This window comes from Flavobacterium enshiense, assembly GCF_022836875.1.
Taxonomy (GTDB): Bacteria; Bacteroidota; Bacteroidia; order Flavobacteriales; family Flavobacteriaceae; genus Flavobacterium; species Flavobacterium enshiense_A.
The window spans coordinates 193348-215191 of sequence record NZ_CP090376.1; the positions used below are offsets into that span (position 1 = coordinate 193348).

Below are 21844 nucleotides of genomic sequence, written 5' to 3' on the forward strand. Positions count from 1 at the left end.
AAAACCGAAGAAATGAAAATAAAATACATTCTAAAAACCATAGCCGTACTGCTGTTTTTCTCAAGTATCATCAGCTGTACCGAACCTTATCAACTCGAAACAAATACCTTCGACGAAGCCATCGTTCTTGAAGCCACAATTACGAATGAACTGAAAAAACAACAGGTAAAAGTCAGCAAAACATACCACCTTGAAGAAAGCGGCCCCACTTTCGAAACAGGAGCTGAAGTATACATCGAAGACGATTTGGGCAATCAATACGAATTTACCGAGGGAGACAATGTTTATGAATCTAACGTACAATTTCAGGCTGTCCCGGGCAGACAATACCAATTGTTCGTCACCACGGCTAACGGCAGCGAATATGTTTCCACAAAAGAAACTCTGACGACACCCACCGAAATTGAAAGCCTGAGCACAACTGTTGTGTTGAAAGGCGGTCAAACCGGAGTTGAAATAGGAGTTAACAGTTACGACCCATCAGGCACTTCAAAATATTACCGTTACGAATATGAAGAAACATCACAAATTACGGCTCCAAAATGGAATCCCTTTAATACTATCTTACTAGACCAACCTAGGATATGTGGCAGCATAGGTGGGAGCATTGGTATATTTCTTGGATTTGAAACCATAGGATTTGAACCGAGACCACGAGATACACGTGTTTGTTACATAACAAAAAAATCTGACGAACTTTTTCTCACTACTACCACTGCTTTTAACGAAGATCGGGTAACCAACTTCCCTGTACGCTTTATCGCCAATACGGATTACACAATAGCAGAACGATACAGCATCCTGGTAAAACAGTATGTTCAGAGTTTCGAAGCTTACACTTTTTACAAAACACTGAAAGACATGTCGGGTTCAGGAAGCCTTTTATCTCCTAACCAGCCAGGTTTTTTCAGTGGAAACATTAAATCGGCAACCAATCCAAAAGAAAAAGTAATCGGTTTTTTTGAAGTGGCTTCCATTTCATCCGAAAGGATTTTCTTCAATTTCCGGGATATTTTCCCGAATACCCACCTGCCCGTCTATCCTTATGAATGCACTGAATATACATTTGACAGCATGAATTTTGGTGACGGCCCTTATAACGAAGAATACCCTTGCGGATCGGGCGGCCCGGGTGGGGCCCTGAGAGCGGATATCCGTGACGACCGAAGGCTCCATTACAAGTCAGCCTTTCCCATCTTCACTATGGTTATCGCCCCTTGTGGCGATTGTTCTTCCTTTGCATCTAACGTAGTACCTCCTTTTTGGCAATGAAAAATATAATTAACATTCTTGCTCTTTTATTTATTACCAACAACTTTGTTCATGGGCAGAGCACCCGTACCATAACACCTATAAACCAGATTAACACCATTGAAGAATCTGTCTATTTGCATTGCAACACCACTACACTCCTTTGTGGTGAGACACTTTTGCTCAAAGCATACACCTTAAACACAAAACAAAAAACTCTTGATGCGATAAGCAAAATAGCATACGTCGAATTACTTGACAATCGAAACAGTAGCGTTTTAAAACAAAAAATCGTCTTGAAAAACGGAACAGGACAAGGAGACTTCTTTATCCCAACATCACTAAAAACCGGAAATTACAAACTCATCGCCTATACGAACTGGACGCTCAACAAAAGGGAAAAAGGGATTTTCAAAACCGATATTTTTATTATTAATCCATTTGAAAGAATTCCTTTGGAAGAAAGCGCTCTTAAGCAACCATCAAACAGTTCGCTTACTGAAAAAAAAGAAAATAGCATTCAATCAAACAGCAGTTTGCTTTCACTAAGAACTGATAAGTCCAAATATGCTGCCCGAGAAAAAATAAGTCTCACCATCCAAAGCAATTTAAAAAGCGAAATCAAAGGCAACTTTTCCATCTCTATCAGAAAAACAGACAGTCTGCCCGACCATAAGAGGGCCACATCCATCGATTTCTTAAACATGGTTGCCTCTCAAGACAATTCAAATACTGAAAAAAGCAGATTTTTACCTGAAATGCGGGGCGAAATCATATCGGGAAAGATCTCTTCAAAAGACAGCTCTAAAAGCCTGAAAGACAAAATCGTATCGATATCAATTCCAGGAAAGTATTTCGGAATCAAAATAGCTAAGACAGATGAAAACGGAAAATTCAATCTCATCCTAGACGAACATCCAGAAGCTTCCGAGGCAATAATTCAAATTGTTGAAAATGACCGCAAGGAATATGCTGTAGCGCTTGAAGAAACAATCAAACCGGATTTCAGCATGTTAACCACCGTAAGCCCTTTGCAGCTGAATCCGAAAAACAAAATTGACATCGAGAACCGTTCCATTGCGAATCAGATAGAAAACAGCTATTTCCAAAAGAAAAAAGACAGCCTGGCCGAGATATCTAAAACGACACCTTTCTTCCATCCATTGGAAAAAGAATACATTCTGGATGATTACACCCGTTTTCCTAACTTAAAAGAAACAATTGTTGAAGTGTTGGATGGAGTCTATTATACGAAAAATGAAAATGGATATTCGATACGCCTGAGAACCAGTTCTTCTCAGGAAGATTCATTCGGTGAAGCTTTGGTTATGGTGGACGGTCTTTTAATTCAGGACAATGCCGAACTATTTGACTATGATACTCAAAACATTTACAAAGTAAGTCTGGTTAATCACGGCTATGTTTACGGCTCAAAAATTTTTACCGGTATTATCAATTTTGTCACCAAAAAAAATGACTACGAAACAAAAACCTCTGGTGATTTCATTAAAACAGTGGTTATTGACAGGCCGCAAAGAAGAAAAAAATACTTTTTCCCAAATTATGCCGAAAATGATTTTGCGCGAATTCCGGATTACAGGTATCAGCTACTGTGGGAACCGGAAATTTTCCTTAACAGACAAGAAACATCGCTGTCTTTTTTCGCATCTGACGTAAAAGGTCAGTTTGAAATTTCATTAGAAGGTTTTACTGAGAAAGGAGATCCTGTTTCGCTGAAAGAATTCATAACCGTTGAGTAGTGAACGAAAATAAATAAACCGAAATAACTGACGTTTAATCGATTAGTGATACCGGATTCGTATTGAAAAAAATAAAGTAATTAAATTTATATCAATATTAAAATCGGGCACCATGAAAAAAATTACTCTTCTTTTAATTTTTAGTTTAACATTCCTGAGCTGCTCCAATGACAATAATTCAAATTCAGCATCTACATCTCCAGATGATAAGTTATCCACTGGTCCGGAAGCAAAAGATGAATATGACACAAGTAATTACGGAGTATACAAAGGTATTTTTGTTGGTTCTTCAGGTACTATTTACGTGAACATTTACAACAACGGATCGATTTCAGCAAAAATGGTAATAAACAATGTTACCTACAATAATTTTACGACATCGGAAACTGTCAGTGAAGGACAACCTATTGTCGGCCTAACATTTACAAACGGAAGTTCTTCTTTTGACTTTAACGTAGATGCCGATGGTCAGAATCCTTTTTTGAACAATTTGAAAATCAGCGGACAACAAAAACCATTTGCACAGATCCTTAAAGAATATTCCTTTGAACAAATAAAATGTTATTTGGGAACATTCAACGGCGACAAAAGCGGCGTTTTTAACGTAGCCATAGCTTCTAATCCAAAAAACCCAACTAATTATGCCTTTGGATTAGCCTTTACAAAAGGAGAAACCGAGACAATCTATTTAGATGGTTCCGTTAGCAAAAATACAATCAGCGGAAAATCTGAAGGAGGAACCTTCTCAGGAATCATCAACAACAACATCATAAAAGGAGGTTGGCAAGACGAGACACCACAAAGCGGCAGCTGGACAGCTAAGCGAAAATTATAGAGTTAGTTATTCTGTTTTAGCAGCTCTTTCAGGAGTTTTTCCGGGGGAGCTGCTATTTTTTTTAAAGTCTTTGTAACTTTTTAGATAATCGATACGTATAACAACCTGAACACTTAAAAGACAAGGAGATTCTTAAATGAGACAGCTTAAAATCACCAAGCAGGTTACCAATCGTGAAACTGCTTCCTTAGACAAATACCTTCAGGAAATTGGAAAAGTTGATTTGATTACTGCAGATGAAGAAGTAGAATTAGCACAACGAATAAAAGCCGGAGACCAGAGAGCATTGGAAAAATTAACAAAAGCCAACCTGCGTTTCGTGGTTTCAGTAGCTAAACAGTATCAAAATCAGGGATTGACTTTACCGGATTTGATCAATGAAGGCAACTTGGGTTTAATTAAAGCCGCGCAACGTTTCGATGAAACCCGTGGATTTAAATTTATATCATATGCCGTATGGTGGATTCGTCAGTCGATCCTTCAAGCACTAGCCGAGCAGTCACGTATTGTTCGTTTACCGTTGAATAAAATCGGTTCGATTAATAAAATCAATAAAATGTATGCCTTGTTAGAGCAATCTAACGAGCGTGCTCCTTCAGCAGAAGAAATTGCACAAGAGTTAGACATGACCGTTAATGACGTAAAAGAGAGTATGAAAAACTCAGGTCGTCATTTATCTATGGATGCGCCTCTTGTGGAAGGTGAAGATTCTAATTTATATGATGTATTACGTTCAGGAGAATCACCAAATCCTGATAGAGAATTAATACACGAGTCATTGCGTACGGAGATCGAAAGAGCTTTGGAAACACTTACACCGAGAGAAGCCGATGTGGTTCGTCTGTATTTTGGCCTAGGTGATCAGCACCCGATGACTTTAGAGGAAATTGGAGAAACTTTTGATTTAACCCGTGAACGTGTTCGTCAGATTAAAGAGAAAGCTATCCGCAGATTGAAACATACTTCGAGAAGTAAAATTCTTAAAACTTACTTAGGATAATTTGAATTGTCAAAAAAAAGTTGTAATTTAAATTGTTTATTTTAACTTTACGCACTTAAAATTTGACATCCAGTCCTAAAAATATTGAAAATAACAACAGTTTCAATAACTGTTCGTTTTTTGATTGATGATTGAAACTCCGGCTGATTACCGGAGTTTTGCTTTTTATACTATCTTTGCACCAACAAAACGACAACACAACAATACAAATACAAAATGGGTAAACAAGCAATTATAGCACCATCGGTACTTGCAGCCGATTTCGCCAACTTACAGCGTGATATCGAAATGATCAATCAAAGCGAAGCAGATTGGTTCCACATCGATATTATGGACGGTGTTTTCGTTCCAAACATTTCTTTTGGAATGCCGGTTTTGGAAGCTATCAACAAACATGCAAAAAAAACCATCGATGTACACCTGATGATCGTTGATCCTGATCGTTACATCAAAACATTTAAAGACTTAGGCTCCGACATTTTAGTGGTTCATTATGAAGCCTCTACTCATTTACACAGAACCCTACAAGCCATCAAAGCCGAAGGCATGAAAGCCGGAGTAGCCTTAAATCCTCATACCAGCGTATCACTTTTGGAAGACCTTATTAACGATATCGACTTAGTATGTATTATGAGTGTTAATCCAGGTTTTGGAGGCCAGTCTTTCATTGAAAACACTTATAAAAAAATCAAACAACTTAAAGAAATCATCGTGCGAAACGGGGCTTCTACCCTTATCGAAATTGATGGAGGAGTAACCAATAAAAACGCAAAACAACTAGTGGAAGCCGGAGCCGACGTATTGGTAGCCGGAAGCTATGTTTTCAGAGCAGAAGATCCTATTGCAACCATCGCAGATTTGAAAAAAATCACTGAAATATAATAAAAAAGGCGCTGAAATTCAGCGCCTTTTTTATTCGTACTGTTCAATCAAATATTTGATCAGATCAGTTGTAGTTACTATACCTACCAGTAAATCGCCTTCGCATACCGGTACCGCATGAAATTCATTATTTGCCAGTATTTCGGCTGTTTCTTTAATTGTGGTTTCCGGGGTGACCGTGATCACTTTTTTGCTCATGACTTGTTCAATAGAAAACATATTATAAACAGTCACATCAATTATTTCATCTTCATCATCGGCAGCATCCGCATATGAAATACGAAGCAAATCCGTATAACTTAACATCCCTAAAATTTTATTTCCGCTAACCACAGGTATGTGACGGATTTTATGTTCTTTAAACAAACTTTCCGCCTTGGTCAAATCGTCGGTCAAATTCAATTTCACTACATTTTGCGTCATAATGGTTGACACTTGTACAAGTTTTTTCATAACCATAATGTTTTAATAATGAACAAATTCACTACTATAAAGTTACAAAATTGAGAACGAATAACCGGCAAATTTAAAACTTGATATTGCCTGCGATTTCATTCAACATTACTTCAGAAATTTTTGCCTGAAATTTAGCACTTGTATTTCTGGCTTTAACATTAATGTAATTCTCCTGTGCATTTCTGAATTCAATTGTCGGAATCGATCCTAATTTGAATTTCTCCAAAGTAATCTCAAGATTCTTTTTTGCAATCTCTTCGTTATGCTCTTCTAACCTTACCAATTCCACATTGGTCAGATACGTCTGATACGTCGAATATAACTCAGAACTTATTGTTTGTCTTTCCTGTTCAATTAAAAGGCTGGAATTATCCACCTGAAGTTTGGCAATTTTCTCATTTTTTGTTTGAAGAAATCCGTTAAAAATATTCAGTGTTGCCGCCACGCCATAATTGAATCCATTACTTGAAGACTGCGAAACAAACCCCAAACTGGATTCACTCTTATTGAAATTGTAACCTGAATTCAATCTTACTGTTGGGTATCGTTCGGCACGTACTTGCTTTAAATCCAATTCAGCTACCCTTTTATTAATCAACGCCAATTGCAATTGCGGATTCTGCTTCTCCACCAAATCCTGCAATTCTTTCAATTGTAAATTTTCATCAATTACCACTTCTTCCACTACTTTAAAATCGGTTGCCGAATCTCGGGCCAAAAGCGCATTCAGGTTTACTTTTGAAATCTGAAAAAACTGCTTTAAAAGCAAAAGATTAGACAAATCCTGATTCAAATCGACCTGCGCATTCAACACTTCCAGTTTGGACGCCTTTCCAATGGAAAACCGGTTATCGGCCAACTTTAAACGCTGTTTGGAAATCACTATCGTTGTATCCAAGGCTTTTATCAGTTGCTGTTGTTTTACCAAATCGTAATAAGTAGTCATCACATCGCTGACTTTCGTCAAAATAGTCGATTTTAACTGTACCTCACCTTGTTTTTCCAACGTCTGCAACTGATCGTAACGTGCGAACATTTTCAATCCGTCGAAAACTGTCCATCCCAAATTCACACCATAAGTCATGTTGTTGTTTTTGGCATCGTTCAATTCACGAACTTCACCTGTCGCCTGTGTTTGCTTGGTATTTTGTATATTATTGTTTTGACTAAATGTCCCGTCTATCCTAGGCAGCATCCCGGCATTGGCAATACTATAACCCTCTTTACTTACTTCCAAATCGTTAGAAGCAAGCTTGATATCATAATTGTTTTTCAACGCAATCTGTACAGCCTCTTCAACAGTTAACACCTCCTGGGCATAACTGTTAAATGTTACTGTTAACAATAAAGCTATTTTAAACAAAATATTACTTTTCATGAATTTATTCCTTTTCATATTCTTTAATATTGTCAAATTCCGGACGGTGTTTTCTTTCCCGCGACCACATTAGGTAAACTGCCGGAATTACAAACAAAGTCAGCATCAGCGAAAACAAGGTTCCGCCAACGATAACAACTCCCATCCCTATTCGGCTGGTTGAGGCAGCCCCCAAAGACAACGCAATAGGCAATGCCCCCAACGCAATCGCGAGACTCGTCATTAAAATAGGTCGTAATCGGGACTCGGACGCTTCTAAAATAGCTTGATACTTAGGTTTCCCCTGTTCCCTCAACTGATTGGCAAATTCGACAATTAAAATACCGTTCTTCGTCACCAGTCCAATCAACATCACTGTTCCAATCTGACTGAAAATATTCCAGGTCTGACCGAACAGCCAAAGTGAGAACAAGGCTCCCGCAACCGCCATCGGCACCGTTAAAATAATAATAAACGGATCAATAAAGCTTTCAAACTGCGCAGCTAAAATCAAAAATATCAGTAACAAAGCCAAGCCAAAAGCGAAAGATGTATTCGAACTACTTTCCTGGAAGTCGCGGGATTCACCACTCAAATCAGTTGTAAAGGTATCATCCAGCACCTTCTCTTTAATGCGTTCCATGGCATCAATACCGTCTCCAATACTTTTCCCCGGAGCCAATCCTGCTGAAACCGTGGCCGACATATAACGATTGTTGTGATATAATTGTGGCGGACTACTCTGCTCTTCCACAGTAACCAGGTTATCCAGCTGAATTAACTGACCGGTGTCACTTTTTACGAAAATTGATGTCAGGTCCATCGGTGCATTTCGGTCTTTTTTATCGAATTGCCCCATCACTTGGTACTGTTTGCCGTTCATCATGAAGTAGCCAAAACGTTGTCCGCTTAAAGAAAGTTGCAGCGTTTGCGCCACATCGATTACCGAAACTCCCAGACTTTGGGCTTTTTCCCTGTCGATGGTCACATAAATTTCCGGTTTGTTGAATTTCAGATTGACATCAGAATTGGAGAACGTCGGATCATTTTCGACCTCTTCCATAAACTGCGGAATCTTCTGTTCCAATTTTTTAAAATTCGGCGCCTGAATCACGAACTGAATTGGCATTCCGCCTCTTCGGTTTACTGCGATTGTCGGCGACTCTGAAATACTGACTTTCGCTTCGGAATATTGTTTTGTCCATTTGGTCAGATCTTCAGCAACTTGCTTCTGCTTCTTCTCCCTTTCATCAGGCTGCACCAAGGCAATTCTGGCTCTTCCTGAATTTACCGATGAAGCACCAAATCCCGGAGACGTAACGATCAAACTCACTTTTTTCTCAGGAATCGAATCATTGATCAATTCGTTTAATTCACTCATAAAGTGATCCATATAATCATAGGAAGCACCTTCCGGAGCTGTTACGTTTACACTTATAAAACTACGGTCATCATATGGGGCCGTTTCCTTCTGAAGAAGATTAAAAAACAGGAATATCAAAGCAAAACATCCAATCAAGATTGGAAAACTTAGCCATTTTTTCTTCAAGAATCCCGACAGCGCTTCAGCATACCCCGAATTCATTTTCTGAAAAAACGGTTCGGTTAAATCATACATTTTAGATTTTTTCTGTACGCCGCTTTTCATCAGATAGGCATTTAACATTGGCGTAAGCGTTAACGAAACGAAGGCAGAAATCAGTACCGCGGCACCAATTACCACACCAAATTCACGAAACAGCCTTCCAACGAAACCTTCAAGGAAAATTACCGGAAGGAAAACAGCTGCTAAAGTAATTGAAATGGATATTACGGCGAAGAAAATTTCATTGGAACCTTTAATTGCCGCTTCAATGGGCGTCATGCCCTCTTCTACCTTCTTGAAAATATTTTCGGTTACAACAATACCGTCATCAACAACTAAACCTGTGGCCAATACGATTGCCAGCAATGTCAACACATTTACTGAAAATCCGCATAAATACATGATGAAAAAAGTGGCAATTAACGAAACCGGAATATCAATTAATGGTCTGAAGGCAATCGCCCAATCCCTGAAGAACAAATAAATGATCAATACTACAAGAATAATTGACAACAGCAAGGTTTCCGCCACTTCCAAAACCGCTTTTTTTACAAAAACCGTGTTATCAACGGCTATATTCAATTTGAAATCTTTCGGCAGATCTTTTTTTAACTGATCATATTTTTGATAGAATACTTCGGCAATGTCCAGATAATTGGTTCCTGGTTGCGGAATGATAGCCAAACCAACCATCGGCTGTCCGGAATCAGACAATTTCGTTTCCAGATTTTCTGCTTCCAAAGAGGCTTTACCGATGTCGCTAAGACGAACAATTCTGTCGCTTTCCGCTTTGATGATTATATTATTGAACTCTTCTTCTGTAGAGATATTCCCGAGGGTCTTAACCGTAAGTTCTGTGTTGGCTCCCGTTAATTTCCCAGAAGGCAGTTCTACATTCTGTTTATTCAATGCGGCACGTACATCGGCCACTGTACAACCGTAAGAAGCCAGTTTTACGGGATCAATCCATAAACGCATAGCGTATTTTCGCTGTCCCCAAATCTGAACGCTACTCACTCCCGGAATCGTCTGCAAACGCTGTGAAAGTACATTATCAGCATAATCCGTAAGTTCAAGGACATTTTTATTATCACTCTGAACCGTCATGGTAATAATCGGCTCCGAATCGGCATCGGCTTTAGAAACTACAGGCGGAGCATCTATATCCTGCGGCAAACTACGAACCGCCTGTGACACTTTATCACGCACATCATTAGCAGCCTCCTCCAGATTTTTGTCAAGATCAAATTCGATATTGATATTACTACGCCCCTGACTGCTTGAAGAAGATATATTCCTGATCCCATCAATGGAATTAACTGCTTTCTCTAAAGGTTCTGTAATCTGTGATTCGATAATATCAGCATTCGCACCCGAATAATTTGTCTGTACTGAAATTTGCGCCGGGTCAATAGATGGAAATTCACGTACACCCAAAAAGGTATATCCAATAATCCCGAACAGTATCAGCATCAGATTGAGTACTATGGTAAGCACTGGTCTTTTTATACTTAAAGTGGATAAACTCATAACTTATAATTTTATCTTACTTTAAACTAACTTTTACTGGAGAATCCTCCTTCAGCATCATAACACCGCTTGTCAAAAGAGTGTCACCTGCTTTTAGTCCGGATAAAACCAAAACCTCTTTATCCGTACGCGCCCCGGTTTCCACCATAACTTCTTTTGCTTTTCCACCAAGAGAAACGAACACTTTTTTCCCGTTTTGTACCGGAATAAGCGCTTCGGTAGGCACTAATAGGGCATCATTAATTTTATCTAATGGAAGAGCAATACTGGCGAATGTTCCAGGAATCAATTTTCCTTCGGAATTATTCGCGATGGCTCTCATTTTTAAAGTACGGGTCTCTACTTCGATTCCCGGTTCGATAGCATAAATCTTAGCTACGAACGTGTCTTTGGATCCTGCAACCGAAAAAGAAATACCGGTATTAATTTTCATTTGTGTAGCATATTTTTCAGGTATTGAAAAAGTTATTTTCACCTGACTGGTATTTACAAGATTGGCAACAATGGTTGTTGGCGTAACGTAAGTCCCTTTAGATATGGAACGAAGTCCGATCTTACCTGAAAACGGAGCTTTTACCGACGTTTTGGCTATTTGAGCCTGAATCAATTGCGTTTGTGCTTTAGCAGAACGAAAATCGGCGCTGGCAATGTCATATTCTTCCTGACTGATGGCTTCTTTGGCCAACAATAATCGGGCGCGCCTTTCATTCTCCGAAGCCAGGGTCTGTTTGGTTTTCGCCTGAGACAATTGGGCACGTAGTTCCACATCGTTAATTTTAAAAAGTTGCTGTCCCTGAGTAACAAATGTTCCTTCATCGAAGTTGATACTTTCAACAATGCCGGAAACTTCGCTACGGATTTCTACCTGCTCATTAGCATCAATCGATCCGGAAAGCGAAAGATTATCTGAAAAAACACGTGGTTTTAAAACAATACCGGAAACTTTAGCCGGTTTTTTATCACCGCCTTTATCCTTTCCGCCGCCTTTTTCTTTATTTTCGGATATTCTGTAAAAAATCATACCTCCCAAAACTATGGAAAGCAGTAAGTAAATTATGTATTTGGGTTTCATAAGATATAAGATATGTGCTTTATGACTCCAATTCTAAGATTTGGTTTAAACAAAGCTACTTCTTAATCTTTTCTATGTCACTTCTTTTTGATAGTATTTAACAAAAATTTAGCGACTTCTTTTAAAGTTAATCATCAATTCAACCTTGTGGTACAATTCAGGGAATTCTCTTTTGAATTGGTCTGGAGACTCGAAGAAATGCTCCAGGATTACTGCCAGGAATTCATACTTGTTAGTGTAAGCATAAATACGGAAGTAGTTCGATTCAATCAAGCGTTTCGCATTAGGCAAATGGTGGATATACTGCATTATTTCATCAAACATATCCGAGAACAAATTCATACTGGTATTATAGCTTTTCATGGCCTGAAAATTAAGCGCATGAGCAAATTCGTGAAGTCCCAGATTATGGTTATCATTTTGGATACTGAATCCCCGTTGAAAATCTTTCCAGGAAAATGCAATTACCTTAACCGACGGATTGAACTCCCCTTTGTGATACTGTTCTGTTGTAATGGAATAATATTCGTCGGGATAAATCAATATATGTTCAAAAACATCGTAGAGATAATTTTTCATTCCGAAAGTCAGCATCGTGGACGTGGCCGCTATATGCACTTTCATCTGATCATTCACAACCAAACCTGATTTGCCCACGAATTCATATTCGGCAATAAAATTTACCACTCGGTGTTCAAAATACTTTTTCTCTTTTCTGGTAAGTTTGTTATAAAAGACAAATTCACTCTTTAGGATTGCGCGCTGTGAACGCTTTAAACGCTTTAAAAAAGGATAAAAATGAATATAAAGAGGTTTTTTATAAAGAGCAACATATACTTTCTCGAACGCCTTAAAAAGGAACATCCCGACAAAAAAAAGCGCAACAAAACCGAGCAGAAGCTTTTCCAAGAATTATAATTTACAGATTAGGGCTTAATCAATTCTCAATTGAATTAAAAAACAAGGACCATCTTTCAAAACGGACCGCCTAAAAATACAAAAAAGAAACAAAATATAACATTTTGTTTCTTTTTATTTGTGATCTCGGAAGGATTGACAAAGCCTTCCCCTCAAAGTTTCGTTTTGAAAATAAAAAAACACAAAAATTTAAAAGCAAGCTTTACATTTTTGTGTTGTTCTTATTTATTCGTGACCTCGGAGGGGTTCGAACCCCCAACCCTCAGAGCCGAAATCTGATATTCTATCCAGTTGAACTACGAGGCCATTTATATTTTTAGACTTCTTAGATTTTTTGATTATTAGAACTAACATTGTTTAAAAATCTAAGAAGTCCAAGCTATCTGTATCTAAACTAATAATTTTTTTACTATAGTAGAAATCGTTTTTCCTTCAGCGGTTCCGCCTAATTTTTCAGTAGCCAATCCCATAACCATGCCCATTGATGCCATTCCGGAAGCACCGGTTTCAGCAATGATTTGTGCAACTACAACTTCTACTTCTTCTTCTGAAAGCTGTGCAGGCAAAAATTTCTCAATAACTGCTACCTGAGCCAATTCCGGTTCTGCTAAATCAGATCGGTTCTGATCAGTAAAGATAGCTGCACTGTCCTTACGCATTTTCACCAATCGCTGCAACAATTTGATTTCATCTGCTTCTGAGATTTCTTCTTTTGAACCTGACGCTGTCTGTGCTAATAACAATTCTGATTTTATCGCACGTAAAGCTTCTAAAGCTACAGTATCTTTTGCTTTCATGGCGTTTTTCATTTCGTCCATGATTCTTGTTGCTAAACTCATAGTAAGGCATTTGTTTATCGATTATACTTATCTGATTTGACTGCAAAAACAAATGATTTCCTCCTCAACCCCGATTATTTCACTCTACAATAATTTTTATTTTCAGTGAAATGAAGTTTCTACCTAAAATCCTGGCATTGTAAGTTAGTTTAAAAAACCTGCAATGGCAAATTGGGGAGAAAGCAAAAAATGGCTGGTTGTCAAAACCTTAACAATTTGCTGTAAAACTATTTTTTATTTTGCTATGCGAAGATAAAAAAATAACCCGAAACATTACTGTTTCGGGTTAAAGGTTTCTCAAAAAAGGTTAGTTAATCCACATTATCATGAAGGAAGGAATTGTTGGAACGCAACTGAATGTCGTCGTTACTGTCCATTCCCAAAGACATGCGGGATTTGCTGTTATCGATGGCAGCCGAATTTAAATCTACTCCCATTCTTTTATAAGCGGGTTCTTTTTCTAATTCATTAACACGGGTTGTGCTGTTATTGAATTTATAATTGAACTCTTTCATTTTTCTTTTACGCTCGTCGGCACGCATACGCAATGTCTCTTCGATTGTCATTTCAACCGGAGAAATCTCATCGAAATGTGCATGAGCTGCTGCCGGAGTTACAACCGGAGCCATTACTGGAACCTCTGCTGTTTTTTTCATAGTGAAGTTCAACTCTGCAGGAATCGGTTCTTCTATCACTGCTTCCACAACTGGTTTCGAATTTGCCAGTTCGTTTTCTTTTTCCATATAATCGTCCAAAGAATAACGAATCACTCCGGATTGGTTTACTTCAGTTACCGGAACTACCTGAACCGGTTCGTTTACCTTCATCTCACGAGTCTCTTCCGTTAAATCAAAAACCATGCGGTCGTCGTTGGCTGAAACACCTCGATTTGCCAAATCGAACGAAAAGGTGATTTGCTCCTGAACCTTTTCAATTTCAGATGTCACAATTTCAGGTTTTACGATTTCGGCTCCAAAAACTTCTATTTCACGAACATCTTTAATTTCAAATTTCGACTGTTCCGTTACAGGAGATACAATTTCGAAAAATACGTCTAAGTTATTAATGAATTCAGAAGTCGGCACCAAATCCACTTCTGCTACAGGCTTTTTTGCCTCAACAACTTCCACCTCCTCTTCCAATGTAAACACAACCTTTTCTTCAATTACCGGGGTAACTTCTGCTACAACCGGAGCAGCTTTTGGCTGTTCAGTCGGAATTGAAAAATCAAATGACGGAACAATTGGTTTTTGAGTTAAATCCTGAACCAATTTTTGCTCACCTTCTAATGCGTGAATGATTTTCTTTGGTTCTGTATTAACGATTTCTGCCTGCTGCTCTACGTTAAATCCCGTTGCGATAATTGTTACCGCTACAGCATCTCCTAATGATTCGTCTTCACCAACCCCCATAATAATGTTGGCATTGAAACCTGCTTCTGTTTGTATATGGTCGTTGATTTCCCCGATTTCGTCAATTGTAATTTCATTGGTTCCGGAAACGATAAGCAACAATACGTTTTTAGCACCTGTAATCTTATTGTCGTTCAATAACGGAGAATCCAAAGCATTGATAATTGCTTCTTTCGCACGGTTTTCGCCTGACGCAATTGCCGACCCCATGATTGCGGTTCCACTGTTAGACAATACGGTTTTAGCATCTTTCAAGTCGATATTTTGCGTATAGTGATGCGTAATAACCTCTGCAATACCGCGTGAAGCCGTTGCCAAAACTTCATCCGCTTTAGAGAATCCTGCTTTAAAACCAAGATTTCCGTATACCTCTCTTAACTTATTATTATTGATAACGATTAAAGAATCTACCTGCTTTCTAAGTCTTTCAACACCTGATAACGCTTGGTCCTGACGAACTTTTCCTTCGAATTGAAACGGAATGGTAACAATACCTACAGTAAGAATATCTCTTTCCTTAGCCAATTGCGCGATAACCGGAGCAGCACCTGTTCCTGTTCCACCGCCCATACCGGCTGTAATGAATACCATTTTAGTATTGACATCCAACATTTTTTCAATTTCTTCAATACTCTCCAAAGCGGATTGCTGTCCCACTTCAGGATTTGCCCCAGCCCCAAGACCTTCCGTCAAATTAACGCCCAACTGGATTTTATTAGGCACAGAACTATTTTGTAACGCCTGTGAATCCGTGTTACAAACAATAAAGTCCACACCCTTAATCCCTTGTTTAAACATGTGATTGATGGCATTACTACCACCTCCACCTACACCAATAACCTTAATTACATTTGATTGATTTTTTGGTAAATCAAATGAGATGCTTCCAAAATCTGAATTGCTTTCCATACTGTATCGGTTTTATTCTGCGTTATCTAAAAATTCCTTAATTCTATCTATATATTTTTCAAAAAAGCCTCCTTTTGGTCCTTGAATTGGCCCGTCTGATCCTTTAGGACCAGGAACCTCAACCTTTATAGGCTCAGGACGCTTATCCTCCTCTAGTTCTTTCACTATTTCTTCAACGGCCACTGGAGGACTAATTACAACTTTAGGCCCTTCTTTTTTAATTTCTATCAATGGCGTTGCACTTTTGGTATTGTTGCGAATACTATTCATTACCAACCCAACAGCCGTTGCATACATTGGGCTCGAAATCTCCTCATCAGAATCTCCGGCCAAATGCTCGTTCGGATAACCGATTCTTGTATCCATTCCTGTGATGTATTCCACCAATTGTTTAATATGTTTCAATTGGGCTCCACCACCTGTCAACACTATTCCTGCTATTAATTTTTTGCGAGGATCTTCGTGTCCGTATGCTTTGATTTCTGCAAAAACCTGTTCAACGATCTCCACCACGCGGGCGTGAATGATTTTCGAAAGATTTTTCAAAGAAATCTCTTTAGGCTCACGACCTCTCAAACCAGGAATAGAAACAATCTCATTGTCTTTATTCTCGCCCGGCCAAGCTGATCCGAATTTTACTTTCAGCAATTCTGCCTGTTTTTCGATAATCGAACAACCTTCTTTGATATCTTCGGTAATTACATTTCCTCCAAAAGGGATTACGGCAGTATGACGAATTATGCCATCTTTAAAAATAGCTAAATCCGTAGTACCACCACCGATGTCGATTAATGCAACACCAGCTTCTTTTTCTTCCTGACTTAAAACCGCATCAGCAGACGCCAACGGTTCCAAGGTCAATCCTGACAAATCCAATCCGGCACTTTTAATGCATCTTCCCACATTTCGGATAGAAGACGCTTGCCCAACAACCACATGAAAACTAGCTTCCAAACGACCGCCATACATTCCAATCGGCTCTTTGATTTCGGATTCACCGTCAATTTTATATTCCTGAGGCAACACGTGGATGATCTCCTCACCCGGCAACATCGCTAATTTACCCACCTGACTAACCAACATATCAATATCCGCATCACCGATCACTTCCTCAGCGTTATTTCTGCTGATGTAATCACTGTGCTGTATACTGCGAATATGCTGTCCGGCAATACCAACTACCACATCGTTGATTTTGTAACCTGAATCCGCCTCAGCTTCAACAATAGCCTGTTGAATCGACTGAATTGTCTGTGTAATATTATTTACAACACCACGAGCCACACCAAGACTTTTGGATTTACCAACGCCCAAAATCTCTAACTTCCCATACTCATTTTTCTTGCCGATCATTGCAACAATCTTTGTTGTCCCAATGTCTAACCCTACTGCAATACTTTCTTTTTCCATATCTCCTACTATTTGGTGCACACAACTTGTTGTGTAAACTTCAAATTAATCATTTTATATTCGCCTATCAAGGTATCCTTCATCGCATGCTGAAAGAAAGCTTTGTAATTATTAAACTTCTTATCAACATTAATCGCTTTACCGAAAAGAATTCCGTAATCGTAATTCCTGTTCGTCATCAATAAGCTTCCCGACTCCAAAATTTTGGCTCCGGTAATATTTTTTTTCAAAAAATCATCATCGTGAATTTTTTGAAAAACCTCAGTCAGACCTTTTCTGTTTTCCTCATTTATCTCCCCAAAAACGAGTGGCACTCTTGCGGAAAAATTATCCGACAAAGGCATTTTATTCCCTTCGTAGTCAATGTAATAAGAACTTCTTTCGTTACTCACTCTAGCGATTGGGGTCTTTTGCGTTACGAGTGCTTTTAGAGTTCCGTCAACAGTGGCGTAAACCTGCGCATCAGCAATCATTTCATGCTCATCGAGTTCACGCTCTAATCTATTCAAATCTACTTTATCTTTTCGTATACTCGTAACACTGCTAAAATTTTGTATTAACAAGTTATTAACCATTTCATCGGTTACAAAAGGCATATTTTCACCGGCGAATTTCACTTCGGTTTTCACCAGTTTTCTTTCTTCATTCCGTTTTGCAGAGAAGGAATACAGAAATGCCAGCAAGCCTATCATTAACACTAATCGTACTTCTGTCCATTTAATCTTTTTCATTTTCCAGCGCTTTTTTAATATCAGGAACCATTTCACCCACATCACCTGCCCCTATGGTAACAATTACCGGCGCATCGGACGCTTTCATAAGCGAAATCAATTCTTCTTTCTGAACCAGTTTTTTATTATTGTTTTCAATTTTATCCAGCAACCATTGCGAGGTCACACCCTCCATCGGCAATTCTCTGGCCGGATAAATTTCCATCAGCATCACCTCGTCAAACTGCGATAAACTTTTGGCAAAATCATCTGCAAAATCCTTCGTACGGCTAAACAAATGCGGTTGAAAAACAGCCAACACTTTTTTACCCGGATACAATTCGCGAACTGCCTGATGTACCGCATTAATTTCCGTTGGATGGTGTGCATAATCATCGATATACACAAATTCCGGTTTTCGGATCTGGAATGAGAAACGACGTCTTACACCTTTAAAAGTTAAAAAAGCTTTGGCTATGTCCTCGGTTGGGGTGCCGAATGTACGTGCCATTGCCAAAGCTAACAAAGCATTGGTCAGATTATGTCTGCCCGGTAGGCCAAATTGTAAATCTTTTATTTCTTCTGTTGGCGTTTTCACATCAAAAACATACCAACCGTTTTCTATTCTTATATTTTTTGCTACGAAATCAGAACCATCATTCACACCAACCGTTATTGCTTCCAATGGCAATCCGTTGTTGATAAATAGATGTTGCTTATCCTCCACTTTGTGGGCAAATTCCACAAATGAAGCTTCAATCGCCGTAGCATCACCATAAATATCCAAATGATCTGCGTCCATGGAAGTCACGCAGGCAATATTCGGATGCAGATGCAAAAACGAGCGATCAAATTCGTCGGCCTCCACCACCGTTACGGTTTTCCCGTTTCCGATTAGATTTGAATTGTAATTTTCAACAATTCCGCCTAAAAACGCAGTCACATCAGCACCGCTTTCATGTAAAACATGCCCAAGTATACTGGACGTCGTCGTTTTCCCATGGGTTCCGGCCACCGCAAAACAGAAAGTATCTTTAGTGATGATTCCTAAAACTTCAGCTCGCTTTTTCACAACGAAGCCATTGTCCAGAAAATAATTCCATTCCGAATGATTTTTCGGAACCGCCGGTGTGATTACGACCAACGTATTTTCCTTATTCAAATACTCCTCACCAATCAGTTTCACATCGTCTTCAAAATGAATCGAAATACCACTTTCTTCTAACTCTCCCGTTAAATGCGTGTGCGTCTTATCGTAACCTGCCACATTTTTTCCGATAAATTTAAAATAACGCGCCAGGGCACTCATTCCGATGCCTCCTATTCCGATGAAATAGACGTTCTGTATTTGGTTTAGGTTCATTCTTTTTACAATTTAAAGATTGGAACATTTAATAATTGAAATAATTATTTAATCAGTTTTACAATCTCGTCGGCAATATCTTTAGTTGCATTAGGTAATGCTAATTGTTTTATATTTTTACTCAATTCGCTTTGCTTTTCTTGGTTCGAAATCAATCCCTGAAAAACGGTTTCGAACTGAACATCCAATTCGGATTCTTTTAATAAAATAGCGCCGTTTTTATCAACAATAGCTTTTGCGTTTTTGGTTTGATGATCTTCAGCGACATTGGGTGATGGAATGAAAATTACCGGTTTCCCTACAATACATAATTCCGACACGGAAGAAGCCCCTGAACGTGAAATCACCACATCAGCAGCAGCATAAACCAAATCCATCCGATCAATAAAAGAAAGTACTTGAACATTTTCCTTATCCGAAAAATGCTTGTACTCATCAAAATATAACTTTCCGCATTGCCAGATAATCTGAACGTTTTGCGAAAGCAGGAAATCCAATTCTTTTTCAAGCAATTGATTGATTCTTCTTGCTCCTAAACTTCCCCCCAAAACCAATAGCGTTTTTTTGGATGGATTCAAACCAAAATGAGCGATAGCTTCGTTTCTTTTTTCACTTACGGAAATCAAATCCTGACGCACCGGATTACCGGTTAAAATCATATTTTCTTTAGGAAAGAATCTTTCTAAATTTTCATAAGCCACACAAATCTTATTGGCTTTTTTACTTAGCAATTTATTCGTTATTCCGGGATATGAATTTTGTTCCTGTATTACTGTGGGAATCCCAATCATGGAGGCCACTTTTAAAACAGCTCCGCTTGCAAACCCACCAGTTCCTATAACCACATCGGGTTTAAAACTTTTCAGAATTCCGAATGACTTTGACAAACTTGAAATCAACTTAAAAGGAAACATAGCATTGTCCAATGTCAGTTTTCTCTGAATACCCGAAATCCACAATCCTTCTATCGGATAACCTGCCTGAGGCACTTTCTGCATCTCCATTTTATCTTTGGCTCCCACAAAAAGAATATCAGCATTCGGGAAACGGATTTTCAATTCGTTAGCAATGGCCACCGCCGGATAGATATGTCCTCCGGTTCCTCCTCCACTGATTATGAACTTTGGATTGTTTTTCATTTTTTAGTTTCTGAGTTACTTAGTATCTGAGTTACTAGTTTTATTCCCTATATTCTTGTCTCTTGAATCTATCTCTTACTTCTTATTCAAAACCGCATTCATCGGATTATCTGTAGTATCTTCAATGGAATAATTTTCGTCTTTTTGGACTTTTTCTATTATTTCCTCAACGTCATTATTTTCCTTATTCTCCCTCTCCATTTCCAACGATACTTCACGATCAATGATACGCTGCAATGCTTCGTCCCTTAGTTTGGCTTCCACTTCTATTTGAGCAATTTCTTCTTCTTTCTTCGTAACACTCAATATGATTCCGACAGCGATACAGGTCATCCAAATAGAGGTCCCCCCGCTACTTATCAGCGGCAAGGTTTGTCCGGTTGTAGGCAATAATTCAACCGCTACACCCATATTGGTAAAAGCCTGAAAAACGATTGGAAAACCGAGCCCCACTATGAGTAACTTCCCGAATATTGTTGGCGCTTTGTGTGCGGTGATCAGGAATCGGATAAACAGCAACAGATACAATCCCATTATAGCAAATCCTCCCAACAGACCATATTCTTCTACGATAATCGCGTAGATAAAATCGGAGGATGACTGAGGCAAAAAGTTTTTCTGCACACTTTTACCGGGTCCTAAGCCATAGATCTTACCTGAGGCTATTGCTATTTTTGCTTTTTCAATCTGATAATCGTCTTCATTTTCCTCATCCGAACTAAAGCGTTCTATACGACTCATCCAGGTGTTTACACGGCTAGTTAATTTGTTGTCCGGAAAAGCTTTGGCTATTAGAATAAATAGTAATAAACCCGCTATACCCATTCCTATTATTGTAAACAAGTATTGCAATCTGTATTTCCCGACAAACACCAGCATACAAACCATCGAAAACATCAGAGCTGCCGTAGAAAAGTTGGCCGGCAAGATCAAACCTATGATCCCGAAAACCGGCATCCACAATTCAAAAAACGATGACTTGAACGTATATTCTTTTTCTTCGATCTTAGAAAGATATCTGGCCACATAAACCATCATGACGAGGAACGCAAAAGCGGAAGGCTGAAACGAAACCCCGATAAACGGAATCTGCAACCAACGGCTCGCATTGGCTCCTCCGATTGTATTACCCTGAAGCATTGTAAATGCAAGCAATACAATAACCAAAGGCATCAGCCACCAAGAGAAAGCTTTGAAGTAATGGTAAGGTGTCCTGTGAACAAAATAGATAAAACAGAAACCGATAAAAACATGAACCAAATGTTTAATCAAATGCCCAATAATTGAGCCGTTCCCCACCACATACACAAGATTGGTACTTGCACTGAAAACAGGCATAAAGGAAAATAGCGACAACAGGGCCACGAATGCCCAAATCCCTCTGTCTCCTTTAAGTTTACCAATTATCTCTCTCAT

17 protein-coding genes and 1 tRNA gene are annotated in these 21844 nt (G+C 38.8%); 5 read left to right on the forward strand and 13 right to left on the reverse strand.

The annotated features are described in order from the left end of the window. Nucleotides 1-12: 12 nt before the first annotated feature. From LZF87_RS00880 to rpe, 5 genes are all read left to right on the forward strand, one after another. Nucleotides 13-1272 (forward strand): DUF4249 domain-containing protein, encoded by a 1260-nt coding sequence (locus tag LZF87_RS00880; protein ID WP_244340289.1) that lies wholly within the window; start codon nucleotides 13-15, stop codon nucleotides 1270-1272. Next, on the forward strand, nucleotides 1269-3011 hold the full coding sequence (locus LZF87_RS00885) for a hypothetical protein (protein WP_244340292.1): 1743 nt from the start codon (nucleotides 1269-1271) through the stop codon (nucleotides 3009-3011). The genes LZF87_RS00880 and LZF87_RS00885 overlap by 4 nt, the downstream gene beginning before the upstream one ends. A 112-nt stretch (nucleotides 3012-3123) precedes the next feature. Further along, nucleotides 3124-3846, forward strand: coding sequence for a hypothetical protein (locus tag LZF87_RS00890; RefSeq protein WP_244340294.1), 723 nt, complete (start codon nucleotides 3124-3126; stop codon nucleotides 3844-3846). 136 nt (nucleotides 3847-3982) lie between these two features. Then, nucleotides 3983-4846 (forward strand): sigma-70 family RNA polymerase sigma factor, encoded by an 864-nt coding sequence (locus tag LZF87_RS00895; RefSeq protein WP_023573483.1) that lies wholly within the window; start codon nucleotides 3983-3985, stop codon nucleotides 4844-4846. A 216-nt stretch (nucleotides 4847-5062) separates the two neighbouring features. Further along, on the forward strand, nucleotides 5063-5728 hold the full coding sequence (gene rpe, locus LZF87_RS00900) for a ribulose-phosphate 3-epimerase (RefSeq protein ID WP_023573481.1): 666 nt from the start codon (nucleotides 5063-5065) through the stop codon (nucleotides 5726-5728). 30 nt (nucleotides 5729-5758) lie between these two features. On the opposite strand, the gene LZF87_RS00905 is transcribed toward rpe, so the two are convergent. The 13 genes from LZF87_RS00905 to LZF87_RS00965 all read right to left on the reverse strand — a co-directional run bounded on the left by LZF87_RS00905 (nucleotide 5759) and on the right by LZF87_RS00965 (nucleotide 21844). Continuing rightward, a complete protein-coding gene (locus LZF87_RS00905) occupies nucleotides 5759-6181 on the reverse strand; it encodes a CBS domain-containing protein (protein ID WP_244340296.1) in 423 nt (140 codons plus the stop codon). Between the two features lie 73 nt (nucleotides 6182-6254). Then, nucleotides 6255-7562 (reverse strand): TolC family protein, encoded by a 1308-nt coding sequence (locus LZF87_RS00910; RefSeq protein ID WP_244340298.1) that lies wholly within the window; start codon nucleotides 7560-7562, stop codon nucleotides 6255-6257. Between the two features lie 4 nt (nucleotides 7563-7566). Beyond that, on the reverse strand, nucleotides 7567-10656 hold the full coding sequence (locus LZF87_RS00915) for an efflux RND transporter permease subunit (protein ID WP_244340300.1): 3090 nt from the start codon (nucleotides 10654-10656) through the stop codon (nucleotides 7567-7569). 16 nt (nucleotides 10657-10672) lie between these two features. After that, nucleotides 10673-11728: an efflux RND transporter periplasmic adaptor subunit gene (locus LZF87_RS00920; RefSeq protein ID WP_244340301.1), complete on the reverse strand. Its 1056-nt coding sequence runs from the start codon at nucleotides 11726-11728 to the stop codon at nucleotides 10673-10675. Nucleotides 11729-11836: 108 nt separating this feature from the next. Further along, complete coding sequence (locus LZF87_RS00925) at nucleotides 11837-12637, reverse strand: zinc-dependent peptidase (RefSeq protein ID WP_244340302.1); 801 nt, start codon at nucleotides 12635-12637, stop codon at nucleotides 11837-11839. 241 nt (nucleotides 12638-12878) lie between these two features. Beyond that, nucleotides 12879-12952: transfer RNA gene (locus LZF87_RS00930), tRNA-Arg, on the reverse strand. Between the two features lie 83 nt (nucleotides 12953-13035). Further along, on the reverse strand, nucleotides 13036-13485 hold the full coding sequence (locus LZF87_RS00935) for a GatB/YqeY domain-containing protein (RefSeq protein WP_244340303.1): 450 nt from the start codon (nucleotides 13483-13485) through the stop codon (nucleotides 13036-13038). A 311-nt stretch (nucleotides 13486-13796) separates the two neighbouring features. After that, nucleotides 13797-15806, reverse strand: coding sequence for a cell division protein FtsZ (gene ftsZ, locus LZF87_RS00940; RefSeq protein WP_244340304.1), 2010 nt, complete (start codon nucleotides 15804-15806; stop codon nucleotides 13797-13799). A 12-nt stretch (nucleotides 15807-15818) separates the two neighbouring features. Then, nucleotides 15819-17216, reverse strand: coding sequence for a cell division protein FtsA (gene ftsA / locus LZF87_RS00945; RefSeq protein ID WP_244340305.1), 1398 nt, complete (start codon nucleotides 17214-17216; stop codon nucleotides 15819-15821). A gap of 8 nt (nucleotides 17217-17224) precedes the next feature. Further along, complete coding sequence (locus tag LZF87_RS00950) at nucleotides 17225-17947, reverse strand: cell division protein FtsQ/DivIB (protein ID WP_244340307.1); 723 nt, start codon at nucleotides 17945-17947, stop codon at nucleotides 17225-17227. Next, a complete protein-coding gene (murC, locus tag LZF87_RS00955; RefSeq protein WP_244340309.1) occupies nucleotides 17934-19289 on the reverse strand; it encodes a UDP-N-acetylmuramate--L-alanine ligase in 1356 nt (451 codons plus the stop codon). The genes LZF87_RS00950 and murC overlap by 14 nt, the downstream gene beginning before the upstream one ends. A gap of 44 nt (nucleotides 19290-19333) precedes the next feature. Then, the gene (murG, locus tag LZF87_RS00960; RefSeq protein ID WP_244340325.1) at nucleotides 19334-20428 is read right to left on the reverse strand and encodes an undecaprenyldiphospho-muramoylpentapeptide beta-N-acetylglucosaminyltransferase; all 1095 of its coding nucleotides are present in this window, start codon (nucleotides 20426-20428) and stop codon (nucleotides 19334-19336) included. A gap of 75 nt (nucleotides 20429-20503) precedes the next feature. Further along, nucleotides 20504-21844: an FtsW/RodA/SpoVE family cell cycle protein gene (locus LZF87_RS00965; protein ID WP_244340328.1), complete on the reverse strand. Its 1341-nt coding sequence runs from the start codon at nucleotides 21842-21844 to the stop codon at nucleotides 20504-20506.